Source organism: Pseudomonas sp. GW-45 (genome assembly GCF_056896675.1).
The window spans coordinates 3,427,071-3,442,883 of the sequence record NZ_CM167674.1 but is presented as its reverse complement, the minus strand read 5'-3'; the positions used below and the strand labels follow the sequence as shown (position 1 = coordinate 3,442,883).

General features: G+C 57.5%; 14 protein-coding genes. 5 read left to right on the top strand and 9 right to left on the bottom strand.

Annotated elements, in window-relative coordinates:
- Nucleotides 1–50: 50 nt before the first annotated feature.
- The 4 genes from AC1XYH_RS16225 to AC1XYH_RS16210 form a co-directional block, all read right to left on the bottom strand.
- Nucleotides 51–1,184, bottom strand: a complete 1,134-nt coding sequence (locus AC1XYH_RS16225; protein WP_483324155.1) for an acyl-CoA dehydrogenase family protein — start codon at nucleotides 1,182–1,184, stop codon at nucleotides 51–53.
- Between the two features lie 11 nt (nucleotides 1,185–1,195).
- Nucleotides 1,196–2,392 (bottom strand): acyl-CoA dehydrogenase family protein, encoded by a 1,197-nt coding sequence (locus tag AC1XYH_RS16220; protein ID WP_483324154.1) that lies wholly within the window; start codon nucleotides 2,390–2,392, stop codon nucleotides 1,196–1,198.
- 62 nt (nucleotides 2,393–2,454) lie between these two features.
- The gene (locus AC1XYH_RS16215) at nucleotides 2,455–4,548 is read right to left on the bottom strand and encodes a 3-hydroxyacyl-CoA dehydrogenase NAD-binding domain-containing protein (RefSeq protein WP_483324153.1); all 2,094 of its coding nucleotides are present in this window, start codon (nucleotides 4,546–4,548) and stop codon (nucleotides 2,455–2,457) included.
- Between the two features lie 263 nt (nucleotides 4,549–4,811).
- Entirely contained in the window at nucleotides 4,812–5,606 is a 795-nt protein-coding gene (locus AC1XYH_RS16210; RefSeq protein WP_483324152.1) for an IclR family transcriptional regulator, read from the bottom strand.
- A gap of 238 nt (nucleotides 5,607–5,844) precedes the next feature.
- Between AC1XYH_RS16210 and AC1XYH_RS16205 the strand changes: the two genes are divergently transcribed.
- The gene (locus AC1XYH_RS16205; protein ID WP_483324151.1) at nucleotides 5,845–7,470 is read left to right on the top strand and encodes an AMP-binding protein; all 1,626 of its coding nucleotides are present in this window, start codon (nucleotides 5,845–5,847) and stop codon (nucleotides 7,468–7,470) included.
- Nucleotides 7,467–8,132 carry a crotonase/enoyl-CoA hydratase family protein gene (locus AC1XYH_RS16200; RefSeq protein ID WP_483324150.1) on the top strand — a complete coding sequence of 222 codons (666 nt, stop codon included), beginning with the start codon at nucleotides 7,467–7,469 and terminating at the stop codon, nucleotides 8,130–8,132. The genes AC1XYH_RS16205 and AC1XYH_RS16200 overlap by 4 nt, the downstream gene beginning before the upstream one ends.
- A gap of 55 nt (nucleotides 8,133–8,187) precedes the next feature.
- Here AC1XYH_RS16200 and AC1XYH_RS16195 read toward each other — a convergent pair whose 3' ends face one another.
- The 5 genes from AC1XYH_RS16195 to AC1XYH_RS16175 form a co-directional block, all read right to left on the bottom strand.
- Entirely contained in the window at nucleotides 8,188–9,012 is an 825-nt protein-coding gene (locus AC1XYH_RS16195) for an acyl-CoA thioesterase (RefSeq protein ID WP_483324149.1), read from the bottom strand.
- A 237-nt stretch (nucleotides 9,013–9,249) separates the two neighbouring features.
- Nucleotides 9,250–9,732 carry a YbhB/YbcL family Raf kinase inhibitor-like protein gene (locus AC1XYH_RS16190; RefSeq protein ID WP_483324148.1) on the bottom strand — a complete coding sequence of 161 codons (483 nt, stop codon included), beginning with the start codon at nucleotides 9,730–9,732 and terminating at the stop codon, nucleotides 9,250–9,252.
- 88 nt (nucleotides 9,733–9,820) lie between these two features.
- Entirely contained in the window at nucleotides 9,821–10,114 is a 294-nt protein-coding gene (locus AC1XYH_RS16185; RefSeq protein ID WP_483324147.1) for a hypothetical protein, read from the bottom strand.
- A gap of 103 nt (nucleotides 10,115–10,217) precedes the next feature.
- Nucleotides 10,218–11,417, bottom strand: coding sequence for a 3-oxoadipyl-CoA thiolase (locus AC1XYH_RS16180; RefSeq protein WP_483324146.1), 1,200 nt, complete (start codon nucleotides 11,415–11,417; stop codon nucleotides 10,218–10,220).
- Between the two features lie 3 nt (nucleotides 11,418–11,420).
- Nucleotides 11,421–12,935, bottom strand: coding sequence for a 3-hydroxyacyl-CoA dehydrogenase (locus AC1XYH_RS16175; RefSeq protein WP_483324145.1), 1,515 nt, complete (start codon nucleotides 12,933–12,935; stop codon nucleotides 11,421–11,423).
- Nucleotides 12,936–13,175: 240 nt separating this feature from the next.
- Between AC1XYH_RS16175 and AC1XYH_RS16170 the strand changes: the two genes are divergently transcribed.
- From AC1XYH_RS16170 to mutM, 3 genes are read left to right on the top strand one after another with little or no spacing between them, the layout of a single operon-like run.
- Entirely contained in the window at nucleotides 13,176–13,604 is a 429-nt protein-coding gene (locus tag AC1XYH_RS16170) for a PaaI family thioesterase (RefSeq protein WP_483324144.1), read from the top strand.
- On the top strand, nucleotides 13,601–14,947 hold the full coding sequence (locus AC1XYH_RS16165; RefSeq protein WP_483324143.1) for a hypothetical protein: 1,347 nt from the start codon (nucleotides 13,601–13,603) through the stop codon (nucleotides 14,945–14,947). The genes AC1XYH_RS16170 and AC1XYH_RS16165 overlap by 4 nt, the downstream gene beginning before the upstream one ends.
- Entirely contained in the window at nucleotides 14,948–15,760 is an 813-nt protein-coding gene (gene mutM, locus AC1XYH_RS16160; RefSeq protein ID WP_483324142.1) for a bifunctional DNA-formamidopyrimidine glycosylase/DNA-(apurinic or apyrimidinic site) lyase, read from the top strand.
- Nucleotides 15,761–15,813: the final 53 nt, after the last annotated feature.

Genomic DNA, 15,813 nt, shown 5'->3' with positions numbered 1-15,813 from the left:
TGCCGGGTCGGCAGCCAATTTGGCCGCCGACCCGGCAGTCCGCAAGTGACTTAAGCGCCAGTCAGTTGTGCGGAGTAGGCTTCCAAGTGGTAGTCATCATCACCAAACTGGTGGCTGATCATAACCAAACGCTTGGCGTAGTGCGCGCCGCTATACTCCCAAGTCATGGCGATGCCGCCATGCAACTGGATGGACTGCTCAGCGACGCTAGTTGCCGCGCGGTTAACAACGAACTTGGCAGCGGTTAGCTTGGCGCTGCGCTCAGCACTGTCTTCGTCGTCAGCCAGACAAGCAGCCAGCGTTGCCATGGAAGTGGCGCGCTCCAGCTCGCTGATCATGTCGACCATGCGGTGTTGCAGAACCTGGAACTTACCAATCGGCACGCCGAACTGCTTGCGGGTCTTCAGGTATTCCAGAGTCAGGTCGCATGAAGAGCGCATGGCGCCGACGGCTTCAGCACACAGAGCGGCAATGGCGCGGCCACTCTGATAGCGGATGGCGTCGAAGGCTTTGCCGGCTTCGCCGAGCAGTTCGCCCTTGGCGTTATCCAGGAACAGCTCGCACGCCTTGCGGCCATCAACGGTCGCATAAACGCGGCGGCTTACGCCTGCAGCGGTTGGGTCGATGAGGAACAGGCTGATGCCTTGCTCGTCACGGGTGTCGCCGCCAGTGCGGGCAGACACCAGGATCTTGCCAGCGGTCTGGCCGCCAATAACTACGCCCTTGCGGCCGGTCAACGTCCAGTCACTGCCCTGCTGCTTGGCGGTGGTAGTAACGTTGGCCAGGTCGTAGTGGCTGTTCAGTTCGTCCAGCGCCACGGCAGCTTGCAGCTGGCCAGAAGCGATATCGCCCATCAGGGCTTCTTTCTGGGCGTCGCTGCCCAGCTGAGCGATCAGGCCGCCGGCCAGAATCACAGACTCCATGTAGGGTTCGAGGCAAATGCCGCGGCCCAGTTGTTCCATGATAAGCATGGTTTCGATACCGCTGCCGCCAAAACCACCCAGTTCTTCGGCGAAGGGGATGGCGGTTAAGCCCAGCTCACCCATTTGCTGCCAGAAAGCAGTGCTGAAGCCGGCTTCGCTTTCGCTGAATTTGCTGCGGCTTTCGAAGTCGTACACGTCGCGAACCAGGCGCTCAGCAGTTTCCTGCAGCATCTGTTGTTCTTCAGTCAGTTTGAAATCCACGGTCGGCCTCCTTAGAGTTCAAGAATCATTTTTGAGACGATGTTCTTCTGGATCTCGTTGGACCCGCCGAAGATCGACAGTTTACGCATGTTGAAATACTGCGAGGCTGGTGAAGCCGCGTAGTCGCCGACGAGCAGCTCGCCGTCGTAGTCCAGTTCCATTTCTTCTGGCAGGAAGGGCAGGGCGTAAGGGCCCAGCGCCTTGCGCATCAGGTGAGTGATGGTCTGACGGATTTCGGTGCCCTGAACTTTCAGGATAGAGCTTTCTGCGCCGGGTACGCCGCCTTCGGAGGCCGCTGCGACGATGCGCAGGGTGCTCATTTCAGCCGCCATCAGTGACATTTCAATTTCGGCGATCTGGCTGCGGAACATAGCGTCCTGGATCAGCGGTTTGCCGTTTTTCTGCTGCTTGGAAGCGATACGCTTAAGGTTGCTCAAGGCAGCCTTGGAAGCGCCGATGCCGGCCAGGCCGGTACGTTCGTGAGTCAACAGGTACTTGGCGCAAGTCCAGCCCTTGTTCTCTTCGCCAACCAGGTTCTCTACCGGGACTTTCACGTCGTCGAAGAAGATTTCGTTGACTTCGTGATCGCCGTCCAGGGTGATGATTGGGCGAACGGTGATGCCGGGAGTAGCCATGTCGATCAGCAGGAAGGAGATACCGCGCTGCTGTTGAGCTTCAGGATCGGTACGTACCAGACAGAAGATCCAGTTGGCGTGCTGACCCAGGGTAGTCCAGGTCTTCTGACCGTTGACGATGTAATGATCGCCATCGCGCACTGCGCGGGTCTTCAGCGAGGCCAGGTCGGAACCGGCGCCGGGCTCGGAATAACCCTGACACCACCAGTCGGTGCCATCGAGGATGCGTGGCAGGTAGGTCGCTTTCTGCTCTTCGTTACCGAATTTGATGATAACCGGAGCAACCATGTTGACGCCGAAGGGTACCAGACGGGGTGCGCCGTAAGCAGCGGACTCTTCGTCGAAGATGTGCTTCTCGATCGGGCCCCATGTGGTGCCGCCGTGCTCAACTGGCCAGCCTGGCGCATACCAGCCGCGCTTTGACAGAATTTTCTGCCAGCGTTCGTGGTCCTGCTTGCTGAGCTCCTTGACCAGCTTGACCTTCTGAGCGATGTCGGCAGGCAGCTCCTGTTTCAGAAACTCACGTACTTCATCGCGGAAGGCGAGTTGTTCGGGAGAATAATGGATGTCCATTGTAAGTCCTCGTTGTAGTGCGGGTATTCGGTGCTGCTTTCAGCACCGAATACCCTGATTTATCAAAGGTCGGCGAACTTGCGGCCTTCTTTGGCCAGTTTTTCCAGCAGTGCGGCTGGCTTCCACCAGGCACCGTGCTGCTCGTGAAACTCGCAAATTTTTGCGTAGACAACATCCAGCCCAACGGTGTCGGCGTAGAACATTGGGCCACCCTGGAAAGCCGGGAAGCCATAACCGTTGAGATAGATCACGTCGATATCACTGGCGCGCTGAGCGATGCCTTCTTCGAGGATTTTGGCACCCTCGTTGATCAGGGCATAGATAGTGCGTTCGATGATGTACTCATCAGACAGTTCGCGGCGCTCGACACCCTGCTCTTTTGAAGCGGCTTCAAGAATCGCCGGCAATTCCGGGTTCTCCAACGGGGTACGGGAGCCCGCTTGATAAACATAAAAGCCTTTGCCGGTCTTCTGACCCAGCATACCGGCTTCAGCCATCTTATCCAAAACCAGTGGCAGCTTGAACTCAGCCGGCAGCGTTTGGCGCTGACGGGTACGGATGCTCAGGCCGATATCCAGACCAGACAGGTCGCGCATGGCGAACGGGCCCATGGCCATGCCGAACTTGCGCAAGGCACCGTCGACCTGTGCCGGGGTAGCACCTTCTTCCACCAGGAACTCGGCTTCACGGCCGTACTGGAATACCATGCGGTTGCCAACAAAGCCGTCGCAGACGCCAACCGGCACGGCGACTTTCTTCAGCTTCTTGCCAATGGCCATGGCGGTCGCCAGTACGTCGTCGGCGGTTTTTTCGCCACGGACCACTTCCAGTAAGCGCATTACGTTGGCTGGGCTGAAGAAGTGCAAGCCCACCACGTCTTCAGGGCGTTTGGTAAACGCGGCGATCTCGTTCAGATCCAGCGAAGAAGTATTGCTGGCCAGAATCGCGCCCGGCTTGCAATTGGCGTCCAATGCGCTGAATACCTTCTGCTTGACGCCCATTTCTTCAAATACGGCTTCAATGGCCAGGTCAACGTCAGCTAGATCGGCATAGTCGGTCACGCCGCTGATCAGCGTCATGCGTTTTTCAAGCGCCGCTTCGGTCAGGCTGCCGCGCTTGACGCTCATGCCGTAGGTGTCACGGGCACGTTGCATGGCCTTGTCGCGAGCTTCTGCGGTAATTTCCAGTACCTTGACCGGAATACCAGCGTTAGCAAAGCACATGGCGATGCCGACACCCATGGTGCCACCACCGATCACGGCTGCCGACTTGATGTCACGGACTGGCGTGTCTTTTGCCAGGCCGTCGACCTTGGAGGCCAGGCGCTCGGTGAAGAAAGCATGTACCAGCGCTCCGCGCTGTGGCGACACCAAGCACTCGGCAAACAGCTCACGCTCGCGCTTCAGACCTTCGGCTAGCGGTAGGGTGAAAGCCGCTTCGACCGCAGAGATGCAACGCTGTGGAGAGAACAGGCCGGGCATCTTCTTTTCGATCTCGGCGCGTTTGGCGGCGACGGCAGCAGCATTGTCGACGCCTTCGAGCTTATCAGTGCGCTCACCGGTGCGACGTGGGCCCTTGCCTTCGGCAATCAGCTGGTCTGCGTAAGCCAAGCCGGCGGACAGCAGGTCGCCTTCGATCAGTTGGTCCACGACGCCGAGTTCCAGCGCTTCGGTGGCGCTGATCGGCGCGCCGCTGACGATCATGTCGAGCGCTTTGGCGACGCCGGTAAGGCGTGGCAGGCGCTGAGTGCCGCCGGCACCGGGCAGCAGGCCTAGCTTAACTTCTGGCAGACCGACCTTGGCGTCTTTGCGGGCGATGCGGTAATGACAGCTAACCGCAACTTCGAGGCCGCCACCGAGGGCGGTACCGTGGATCACGGCAACGCTAGGCTTGCTACCGGATTCGATGAAGCTAACTACGTCGGGCAGGCTCGGCTCTTGCGGTGGTTTGCCGAATTCCTTGATATCAGCCCCGGCGATGAAGGTTGATCCTTCACATACCAGCACAATAGCCTTTACTTCAGGATCCGCTTCGGCAGCCTTGAAGCTGTTTTGCAGGCCTTCACGCACGGCAATGCCGAGTGCATTGACCGGTGGATTGTTGACGGTGACTACCGCAATGGCGCCTTTGCGTTCCAGCGTGACTACGTCCGACATGCTTGACCTCCGTAATTAAGTGGCTAAGTGCGTTTCACTATGCGAAATAATGAAACCATGTTTCGCTAGGCAAAATACAAAAAAATAACAGCTTTGTCGATGCCCTGTTTGTGCGAAATAGGGGTTTATCAGTAAAGGTGATGAATCGCTCCGGCGCTAGCGGGGGCGCGATTCATCACGGCGGCAAGCTTCAAGCCTGGGCTGGAGTGGTATGAGTCAGGGTTGTGATCAGCATGGCTAGCTTGTCGCTGAACGGTTGAGCGTCAAACGCCCAACCGCTCTATGTCGCGGGCTAACATGGCCAACTGATGAGCCAGCTGGTTCTGTACCTTTTCCTCTGAGACCAGATAAGAGGGTGCGCCACAAGTCAGTACCATCAGGCTACCGTCCTGTAGATGCAGGGGCACGCCGGCGGCATTGACGTTGCGGTCCCAGTCGCCCAGCGACAGGCAGAAACCGTGCTTCTCGTATTCCGCAAAGCTCTTTTGCAGCGACGCTTCAAGTTCGGGCCAAGCCTCAGGATTGCGCGCTTTAATCGCATCCATCACGTGACCTCGCTCTTCGTCTTTCATTGCCGCCAGATAAGCTCGACCAGCGGCAGTGGTGGCGAGAGGCAGCCGGACGCCAACATCCATGCGCAATGAGGTCGTTTCTGATGGGCGGCAGTTTTCAACGTAGATCATTGAAAGGCGGTCGCGACAGGTCAGCCCTACGGAGGTGTTGGTGGTGCGGGCGAATTCATCCAGATAGGGTTTCGCCAACTGACGCACGCGCAGATTGGATACATAGGCGTAACCAAGCGCTAAGACGCCAGAGTCGAGCTGATACTTTTCCAATTGAGTCGAGTAGCTAAGATAGCCCAGCTTGGTCAGGGTATAAGTCATGCGCGAGACGGTGGGCTTGGGCAGCCCGGTGATGCGTGCAATATCTTGATTGCCCATCACCACTGCGCCTTGGCTGAAAGCGCGCAAGACGTCCAAGCCGCGCGAGAGCGCTTCGACGAACTTGCGATCCTTGGCGGTTGCCGGGGCGTTGCTATTTTCCTGCTCTTCTTTCATCGCGTTTTATACCTTGCTGGCGCATCCTGGATTACTGGCCGATGAGCGGCGCTCTGACTGTTCGATGCTTGACTATTATTGTTGTCGAGTAGCGTCGGAAGATACCATGTACGGGTGTTCTGCACAGCGATACCAAAGGGTAATTGTCTCGATCATTGCACAGTAAGGTCTAATAGAATAGCATCTTTTTGGTACTGCATTCCGCTCTGCAAAATAACAGTCCAAAAACGAGGTCAAGATGTCGACACCCGCACACTATGCCGTCGGCACTCAGCTTGATGAGCTGGGTCATACCACCCTTTTCGATATTCTGGACAGCGCCTGTGCTCGCTACGCTGACCGCCCCGCTTTCTCCTGTGGCGCAGATACTCTGACGTTCAATCAGCTGCGTGGCCGCGCCGATGCTTTTGCTCGTTACCTGCGTCAACATGCTCAGCTCGACCCCGGTGACCGCATAGCGATTCAGCTGCCTAACTTGTTGCAGTACACAATTGCGATTTTCGGTGCGTTACGTGCAGGTTTGGTGATCGTTAACACCAATCCACAGTACACAGCTTATGAGACCCGTCATCAGTTCTCTGACTCCGGCGCTAAGGCGGTTGTGGTGCTGGATAAGTTGGTGCCGCTGGTACGCAAAATTCAGGGCTCAACCGACATCGAGACCCTGATTGTCACCAGCATGGACGACTTCGCCAATCCGCAATACGACAGCAGCGAAGCTGACGAAATGCGCTTTATGCAAGCGCTGCGGTTGGGCGATGAGTTGCCGGCGGTAGAGACCGGACGGGGCGTCGACGATATTGCCTTGCTGCAGTATACCGGCGGCACTACGGGCGTTTCCAAGGGCGCCATGCTGACCCACCGCAACATCCTCTGCAACGTTCTGCAGGCGGTCAGCATTTTGAAGGAAGGGGACGTCGACTACGGCAACGAAGTGCGTATTTCACCGCTGCCGCTTTATCATATCTTCGCTTTTACGGCGAACTGCATTGCCTCGGTCTTCACCGGTTTCCACAGCGTGCTGATTACCAATCCGCGTGATCTGGACGGCATGATCAATGATCTAAAACGCCACCCCTTCACCCTGCTGACCGGCATCAACTCGCTGTTCGTTTCGCTAATGAATCACCCCGAGTTCGACAATATCGACTTCAGCCGGCTGAAGTGGGTCAACTCTGGCGGCGCGCCGCTGAACACTGAGATTGCCAAACGCTGGGAAGCGCGTACCGGTAGCGTGATCCGTGAAGGCTATGGATTGACCGAGACCTCTCCGGTGGTGGTCGCCTCCACTTCAAAGACGCCTTATAAAGAAGGTTTTATTGGTTTGCCGGTGATCGACACTTTCCTTAAGACAGTGGACGACGATGGTGTTGAAACGCCGCGCGGTGAGCCGGGTGAAGTGCTTATTCGCGGGCCTCAGGTGATGCAGGGATATTGGCATCGTCCCGATGAAACGGCGGCGACCTTTACTGAAGATGGCTGGTTGAAAACCGGTGATGTTGGCTTGATCGACAATCAGGGCTTCCTCAAGTTGGTAGACCGCAAGAAAGACATGATTCTGGTATCGGGTTTTAATGTTTACCCCAACGAGATCGAAGACGCGGTCATGTGCCATCCCGGTATTCGTGAGTGTGTTGCCGTGGGAGTGTTGGACGAGCGTACCGGCGAAGCAATCAGGATTTATGTCAGCCTGAATGATGCGGGGCTCACGTCGGAGGCGATCATTGCTCATTGCCGTGAACACTTAACGGGCTACAAGATCCCCAAGCACGTGGAAATTCGCGACGATTTACCTAAGTCGACCGTCGGTAAGCTGCTGCGCCGCGTGCTGCGTGACGAAGCACGTGGTGAGGCTAAGGCATGAGTGGCCTGTCGCTGACGATAACGGACGGCATTGCAGAAATTCAGTTGGATGACGGCAAGGTCAACGCGCTCTCAGAAGTCATGTTGGAAGCGCTTTTGGCCGCTATCACACAGGCAGCCGCAGCGGATGCAGCGCTGCTGATCAGTGGTCGTGCCGGTTGTTTCAGTGGTGGCTATGATCGCAAGCTGATCGACGCCGGTGGGCCAGCCTGCGACGCCATGCGTGCCGCAGGTGATCGCCTGACCCTGGCACTGCTGGATTACCCCGCACCCTTGGTTGTTGCCAGTACCGGGCATGCTATGGCCAAAGCCGCTTTCGTATTGCTGTTGGCGGATTACCGAGTGGGTGCAGCAGGTGATTTTCGTATCGGGTTGAATGAGGTTGCGATTGGCATGACTATGCCGGTTGGCGCCATGTTGCAGGCCCGCGCGCGCTTAGCGCCACAGTGGCTGAATCGCTGTGCTTTGCAAGCCGAATACCTGAATCCGCAACAGGCGCTGGAAGCAGGCTTTCTTGATGAGCTGCAGAGCGCCGAGCAACTGCTTGAGCGCGCCCGCGCCAAAACGCATCAATTGGCTGCACTGGACCGCACGGCCTACCGCGAAACGCGTGCACGGATGCACGCGCCGCTGCGTACTGAGCTGGGTAAGCTGTTCGGCTGAGCCTTTCCCTAGAGGGTTGCGTCGGCAGCGGGCCGGATTGCAACCCTCTCTCGTTTTATTCCTTGTAGTAGGCTACCTGCGTCGAGGTCAGCAGCAGCACCCCATCGTCGCTCCACAAGTGAGCAATCTGATCCGAATAATTGTTGTGCATACGCGCGGCGCGGGCGTGGCCGAGAATGTGGCGGTCACCCGATTGGATTAGCTGCGCTGCGTCCGCGTGGAAGTAGTGCGTCAGCGAGACCGTTCCAGCGGGGGTAAAGCGCTGACGGCGATGGAAAATACGCGGCGCAAATACGTCACCCATGGCGGTCAATGAAGCAAAATCCAGCTGTCGGGCAGGGATATCGCGGGTCCATAACAGGGTATCGGTATCGCCGCTTTCCTGTTCGGAGGGGATGGCGGGGTTGAATATCCCCGACACGTAACGGAAATCGTAATTCTCAAACCAGCGCCGCTCTTTGCGGATCACCAAAGGCAAGCTATCCGCCGAAACGGCTTCGGGCATGGGCTGCTGCTGCTCTGACCAGGTCTCGCGGCGCGTGGCAAAAAAAGCGGTACCGCTGGTGACCACCTCACCCCCTTGACGCTGTAGCAGTAACCAATGCTGAGTGGAGCGGTTGGTGCGAATAGGCGTGGCTTCAATTTCGAATGCACCAGGCTGTACTGGGCCGGCGAAGTTGATGGTCAGCGAAATGGGTTCTCCGATCCGCTCAGGGTGCTGAAGCACGGCATTGAGCAGAATGGCGGCAGTGAGCCCGCCAAATGGGCCAACCATATTTTGGTAGTCATCGCTGGTCTTGCCGGAAAACAGATTGTTCGACAGCGGTTGCAAGGCAATTGCCCGGTCAAACGCGTGATTGGCGGGCGTAGTTGTGCTCATTAAGAGAATTCCATCTGGCTAGCGGCTTAAGTATGACGGCCATAATAAAGAGAAGTTAAGTTTGCGGACAATCAAGCTTGGCGACACGAATCAAGCATCATGCGCCGGGGCAATTACTCATGCGCAAAGAGGCTTGCTGCATGGGTTAAAAACAAATTAGTGGCTAATTAGCTGGCGCACAATAAAGATGGCCCGTGCTAAAGCGCCGGGCCATCGATAACACAAAAAATCAGGCACTTAGCCGCGTTGGTAAGTACCAATTAAACGGTTCATCGCTTTGGCATTAGGCTCAATCTTTTCAAGCAATTGCCACAGGTTCAGACCTTCTGGCAGGTTCAACTCCGCGTCCAGTGCAATCACCCAGAAATAGTATTTGTGTTGCCCGTGGCCTTCCGGCGGCATAGGGCCGTTGTAACCCATTTTGCCAAAGTTGTTTTTGCCCTGGGTGTAATCGTTGCAGCTCTCAGCCAGCTCGCTGACATCACCGGGAATATTGTAAAGCACCCAATGCACGAAGCCGTAAGTGCCGTTGGCAGAGATCAGAGGCGCATCCGGGTCGTGACAGATAACCGCGTAACTCTTGGTGCCTTCTGGCGCGTTCTTCCAGCTCAACGCGGGGGAGGCGTCGGCACCTTCACCGGAGTGCTTGCTGGGGATCACGCCGTCAGCAGCGAAGGCCTTGCTTTCAAGTTTCAGGTCGTTAGAAAAGGCAAATCCCATGATGTTCTCCTCGAGTTTGGCGCGAAAATTTTCTCAATACTACCCTGGGTAACGCTTGGTGCAAGGCGACAGATTCAGCCGCCAGGACTCAGTTCATTAACGCGCTGAGTAACCACAGGCCTAGCAGTATCCAGACGATACCGAGAATGATCTTGCTGCGCATAAAGGCTCGCACGCCAACGTAGATCAGGCAGAGCCCGAGGATCACGGCGGCGATGCTGAGCAGACTGCTGTCTACGCCCAGGGCGCGGGCAAAGCCGTTGACGAAGTCTGAGCTGGCATTGCTCAGAATCGTAAACAGCCAGACCAGGCTGTCGATGATAAAGCGGATGACGGTGCCAAAAACCTGGCCCAGCCATTCAAATACGTTATTGGCCTGCATTCAATTGTCTCTGTGTCACTAAGGGAGGCGTGTTCGCTGGCGTCACCTTAGCAGAAGCCGAGGGCAGGCTGAACTGTGGCCTGCCCTCGGTGTGCTGGGTCGCTTAGACGCGCTCGATAACCGCAGCCACACCTTGGCCCAGGCCGATGCACAGGCTGACCAGTGCATAGCGCTTGCCGGTACGCTCAAGCTGGCGCAGTGCGGTCAGCGTCAGACGTGCGCCCGATGCACCCAGTGGGTGGCCGACGGCGATGGCACCACCATTGGGGTTCAGGCGTGGATCGTCAAAGGCGATGCCCAGTTGCTTGGCGCAGCCCAGTACTTGAGAGGCAAAGGCTTCATTGATTTCGATGACGTCCATGTCGTCCAGGGTCAACCCGGCGCGGCTCAAGGCTTTTTTGCAGGCCTCGACCGGGCCCAAGCCCATGACGCGTGGTGCGACACCCGATACGGCGCCGGCGAGTATCTTGGCGCGTGGCTTGATGTTGTACTTTTCGCCGATGGCCGCATCGCCAATCAGTAGCGCGGCGGCACCGTCGTTCACGCCGGAAGCGTTGCCAGCAGTGACCACGCCGTCTTTGAACAGCGGGCGCAGACCGCTAAGGGCAGCGAGGTCGCTGCTTGGGCGAGGGTGTTCGTCCTGATCGACTACCTTGGCGGGCTTTTTACGGCCTTGGGATACTTCGATTGGCAGGATTTCATCGGTGAAGAAGCCGTCGGCACGAGCGGCTTCATACAATGCCTGGCTGCGGGCGGCGTAGGTGTCGGCTTCTTCGCGGCTGATGCCAACGTCAGCCGCGACGTTATCGGCGGTCTGCGGCATGGTGTCGTCGCCAAAAGCCTCTTCTACGCGTGGATTCGGGAAGCGCGCACCAATGGTGCTATCGAAGGCGCGGAAGTCACGCGAGTAGGCGCTTTCGCTCTTGGCGATAACGAAAGGTGCACGGCTCATGCTCTCGGCGCCGCCAGCAACAAACAGCTGACCTTCGCCAGCCTTAACGGCGCGGGAAGCATCGATAACGGCAGCCAGGCCGGAACCGCACAGACGGTTGACGGTGATGCCTGCTACTTCCGCGGGTAAACCGCTCATCAGGCCAGCATGGCGGGCGATGTTACGCGCATCTTCGCCGGCCTGGTTGGTGCAGCCCATGATCACGTCTTCGTAATCTTTGCCTTCGAAGGGGTTGCGTTTGATTAGCGCGCTCATGACGCTGGCGAGCAGATCGTCGGGGCGAACACTGGCAAGGGCTCCGGCGTGGCGACCGAAAGGCGAACGCAGGCCATCATAGATATAGGCAGTCATGTCTTACTCCTGAAAATCGGGTGTGGTCAAAGGCAGATCAAGTTGGACGCGGCGGCGCAGCCATGGGCTGGGACGGTAGCGCGGCTCGCCGTAAACGGCCTGCAGATTATTGAGTACAGCAAGTATGTTGGCTTCGCCATAATGCTCACCGAACGCCAGCGGGCCTTTGGGGTAGCCCAGAGCTAGTTGAATTGCGCGGTCCAGCGTTTGCGGAGTAGCGATGCCTTTTTGCACGATTTCGCAGCCAAGATTGACGACGCTGGCGATCAGGCGCTGAACTACAAAGCCGGCTGAATCGTTGATCACTTCGACAGGCACGCCATCTGCGCTGAGCGCCTGGCGAGCTTGGGCTACTACTTCTGCGTTGGCGGCAGGCTGGCGCATCAGGGTGCGGCGCTTGTCCCATTGTACAAAACTGTCGAGTGCCAGTGTGCGTTCGGCAGGTAGCCCCAGTTGGGTCAGGGCGGTGCTGCAGTCATCTCCCAGCGGGGTGATCAGGCAAATAGCATCGTCCGAAGGTTTGGTACCTGTCTCCAATTCAGCGCCTGCACTGGTCAGCACGTCGCTGACCTGATTGCGTAGCGCGTCGTCATCGGTCTCTAGCCAAAATGGACGGTTAATCAGCACCGTCTCGGGCTGCTGTTCGGCAGGTTCAATTTTCTGGCCATCTTCGTAACGATAGAAGCCTTGGCCGGTCTTGCGGCCCAGCAAGCCCGCGGCCACACGCTGCGCGGCAATGAAAGAGGGGGTGTAGCGCGGGTCGTGATAGAACTGCTCGTAGACTGACTCCATCACCGCGTGTGAAACGTCCAGACCGGTCAGGTCGAACAGTTCAAATGGCCCCATGCGAAAGCCGGGACCGTCACGCAGGATGCGGTCAATCTGTGAGGGCGTCGCCACGCCTTCGCTAAGGATGCGCAGCGCTTCGGTGCCAAAAGCACGGCCAGCGTGGTTGACCAGAAAACCGGGGGTGTCGGGGGTGATGGCCGGAAAGTGGCCGGAGATGTTGGCAAGCTCGACCAGACCTTCGATCACACGTTCGTCGGTACGCTCGCCGCGCACTACCTCGACAATCTTCATCAGTGGTACGGGATTGAAGAAGTGGAAGCCTGCGACGCGTCCCGGATGCTTGGCGCTGCTAGCAATGCGCGTGACAGAGAGCGACGAAGTGTTGGTAGCCAGCACGCAGTCGTCGCGCACAATAGCTTCGAGATCGGCAAACAACTTCTGCTTTACGTCCAGCAACTCGACGATGGCTTCAATCACCAAGTCGCAATCTTTCAGATCTTCGAGTTTTTGCGCGGGCTGCATGCGGGCAATGGTGGCGTTTAGCTCGGCTTCGGTCATCTTGCCCTTGGCCTGCGCACGTTGCAGCAGGTTGCGGTTGAACTGCAGGGCATCTTCGATGGCTTCGGCGCGGGTGTCGAACAGTTGAACCTGCTGACCGCTACTGGCGAACAGTTGGGCAATACCACGGCCCATGGCGCCGGCGCCGATGACACCAATCCGATTGAACATGAGTGACTCCTGAATTGTTCGTTAAGTCTTTGCTAGGTTTCGCATGGCGAAACAGTATTTCGTTTAATGTGCAGCGAGATTAAATCCTGTACCTTGTGAGTGCAAGTTTGGCGACAGTCTTAACCACTTCGCTTGTGCCATAATTATCGGCTGTCGAGGCAGTCAAGCGCGCGGCAAGTCCCTGTGCTGCCCAGACTGTCGTTATCCCATCGAGTGTAGTGAATAAAAGGTGTTGCACCCGTGAATCAAGACGAACGTCAAGCCGTTGCCCGTACCGTTACCGGTTTCTTTCAAGAGTTGGGCGCAGAGCTTGAAGAGTACGGCCAGGGGCGCGCCGTAGTTGCGCTTACGCTGACCGAAAAACACATGAACAATGCCAGTAATTTGCACGGCGGCGTTACTGCCAGTTTGCTGGATATTGCTATGGGCCTGTGTGGCACTTGGGCGGAATCACCTGATGAGCGCCGGGTGGCCATTACCTTGTCGCTTAACACCAATTTCTCCGCCACGGCGCAAGCAGGCAACCGGGTACGCGCGGTCGCCACTTGCCGCAGCGGCGGTCACAAGGTCTTCATGGCCAGTTGCGACCTGCTTGATCAGGATGGCAAATTGCTGGGCTTTGGCGACGGCGTATTCAAGAAAGGTGCCTACCGCAAGGACCTGCCGTGAAAGCGACGGTGCTGCTACCACTTGGGGTAGCACTCGAGTTGGTTGGTCTCCTGACTCAGTTGCATTGGTTCAGTTGGGGGGCTGCCGCAGCCTTTGCTTTGTATTTTTTGCTTTACTTCAATCGGCTCAATCCCTATCCGCGTTGGCTCGGCATAGCCACCTTGGCGATTCTGCTGGCGTCTGTCTTTCTCGCGCAGCCTGAAGCTGAGCTGTGGCCCAAGCTAGCCAGTTCGGTGGCTTATTACACCAGCTTCCTGGGCGCACTCGGCCTGATGCAGCTACTGGCTCAGCGGTTGCCGCAGCTGCGTGAGTTGCACAAGGCACTGCTTTCCGGCTCCAAGGTGGTGTTGTATCCGCGCTACGTGCTAACCGCAGGCAGTATTGGGTCGATCCTTAACTTCGGCATGATGAACCTGTTGTGCGGCACCCTGACTGAGCATCTGAAGCGCTACCCTTTGACTGATGATCAGCGTCGAGCCGGTTTACGCAGCGTGATGGTGACCACCCTGCGGGGCTTTGCATTGGTGCCCTTGTTGGCGCCGACCAGCGTGACTATCGCTATCATTTCGCGGGAAATGCCCGAGCAATCCTGGAGCACCATGGTGCCCTATGGCGCGGTCGCGGCGCTGATGATGATAGTGGTCGGCTGGCGGCGAGAAACTCGCGGTTTGCTAGAGCTGCGCGACAATATAGGCGACACCACCAAGGCCGATGGCATGCTGCAGTTGTTGTTTGGCAGCTTGATAGGGCTGGGTTCCATCGGCGTGCTGGCGTCGCTGACCATGCTGACTGCCTCTCAGTCGGCCATGGTGCTGGTGCCATTCGGCGTCATCAGCTATTTGCTGTGGCGTGATCGCTCGCCGCGCACAGTGTTGGAGGAAGTCACCGACAACATGGCGAGTATGCACAACGAGATGTTCATCTTTGGTTGTGCGGCGTTGCTTGGTGGGGTGCTTGGCGCAGTGGCGCCATTGGAAGAGATCGCTACTTGGTTGGCGCACGAGCCAAAATATAACTTGTTGCTGGCGGTTGGCAGCTTGTTCAGCACCATCCTCTTGGCGGTGCTGGGCCTGGCACCAATTGTTTCTTTGTCGCTGATTGCTGGATTGCTGGCGCAGTTGGCGCTGCTGGGCGTACCCATCATGACGCCGGCGGTTGGCTTGATGTGTGGCTTCTCGCTGGCGATGATTTTCTCGCCTTTTGGCCCGTCCACTTTGATTCTTTCGCGTTACAGCGGCGAGACGCCATTCCGTGTGGCATTCGGTTGGAACGGGCGTTTTGTCCTTAGCGTCATGCCGCTGTTATTGTTGTTGATCTTCTTTACCTACTGGCAGCAATCCTGAATGCCCGAATTACCTGAAGTCGAAACCACGCGACGCGGTATCGCTCCGCATTTGGAAGGTCAAACCGTCACGCGCTTGATCGTGCGAGAGCGTCGCTTGCGCTGGCCTATACCGGAAGATCTGGCAATTCAGATTGAAGGTCAGCGTTTTGAGCGCATCGAGCGCAGGGCTAAATACCTGTTGATGCAGATTGGCGGCGGTACCTTGATCGCTCACCTGGGTATGTCAGGCAATATGCGCGTTGTGCCGGTAGGCACCCCGGCTGCCAAGCACGAGCACGTGGATATCGAGCTGGATTCGGGTATGGCGCTGCGTTATACCGATCCGCGGCGCTTCGGGGCGATACTCTGGGCGCGCGCGGGTGAGCCGCATAAGCTGCTGGCCAAGCTGGGCCCTGAGCCGCTTTCGACAGACTTTGATGGTGAGCGCTTGTACCAGCTGTCGCGCGGCAAAGGTGTGGCGGTGAAACCTTTCATCATGGATAACGCCGTGGTGGTCGGGGTGGGTAATATTTACGCCAGTGAAGCGCTATTTGCTGCAGGTATCGATCCGCGTCGCGAGGCAGGCCGTATCAGTCGGGCGCGTTATCTCAAGCTGGCTGATGAGATCAAACGCATACTCGCGCATGCCATTGAGCGTGGCGGCACCACACTGCGAGATTTCGTTGGCGGCGACGGCCAGCCGGGCTATTTCAAACAAGAGCTTTTTGTATATGGGCGCCCAGGCCAGCTGTGCAAGCTGTGTGGCACCACGTTAAGTGAGGTGCGACTGGGGCAGCGCAGCTCGGTGTTTTGTCGTCAATGTCAGCGTTAAAATGGCGTTCTGATCTGCGCCAAGCCCAGTAATACCGCAGCATGCAGGCTAAT

Coding starts and splice junctions, on each gene's coding strand:
- AC1XYH_RS16205 (WP_483324151.1), top strand. CDS start 5,845: ATGTCGACACCCGCACACTATGCCGTCGGCACTCAGCTTGATGAGCTG.
- AC1XYH_RS16190 (WP_483324148.1), bottom strand. CDS start 9,732: ATGGGATTTGCCTTTTCTAACGACCTGAAACTTGAAAGCAAGGCCTTC.
- mutM (WP_483324142.1), top strand. CDS start 14,948: ATGCCCGAATTACCTGAAGTCGAAACCACGCGACGCGGTATCGCTCCG.
- AC1XYH_RS16175 (WP_483324145.1), bottom strand. CDS start 12,935: ATGTTCAATCGGATTGGTGTCATCGGCGCCGGCGCCATGGGCCGTGGT.
- AC1XYH_RS16200 (WP_483324150.1), top strand. CDS start 7,467: ATGAGTGGCCTGTCGCTGACGATAACGGACGGCATTGCAGAAATTCAG.
- AC1XYH_RS16220 (WP_483324154.1), bottom strand. CDS start 2,392: ATGGACATCCATTATTCTCCCGAACAACTCGCCTTCCGCGATGAAGTA.
- AC1XYH_RS16215 (WP_483324153.1), bottom strand. CDS start 4,548: ATGTCGGACGTAGTCACGCTGGAACGCAAAGGCGCCATTGCGGTAGTC.
- AC1XYH_RS16185 (WP_483324147.1), bottom strand. CDS start 10,114: ATGCAGGCCAATAACGTATTTGAATGGCTGGGCCAGGTTTTTGGCACC.
- AC1XYH_RS16195 (WP_483324149.1), bottom strand. CDS start 9,012: ATGAGCACAACTACGCCCGCCAATCACGCGTTTGACCGGGCAATTGCC.
- AC1XYH_RS16210 (WP_483324152.1), bottom strand. CDS start 5,606: ATGAAAGAAGAGCAGGAAAATAGCAACGCCCCGGCAACCGCCAAGGAT.
- AC1XYH_RS16180 (WP_483324146.1), bottom strand. CDS start 11,417: ATGACTGCCTATATCTATGATGGCCTGCGTTCGCCTTTCGGTCGCCAC.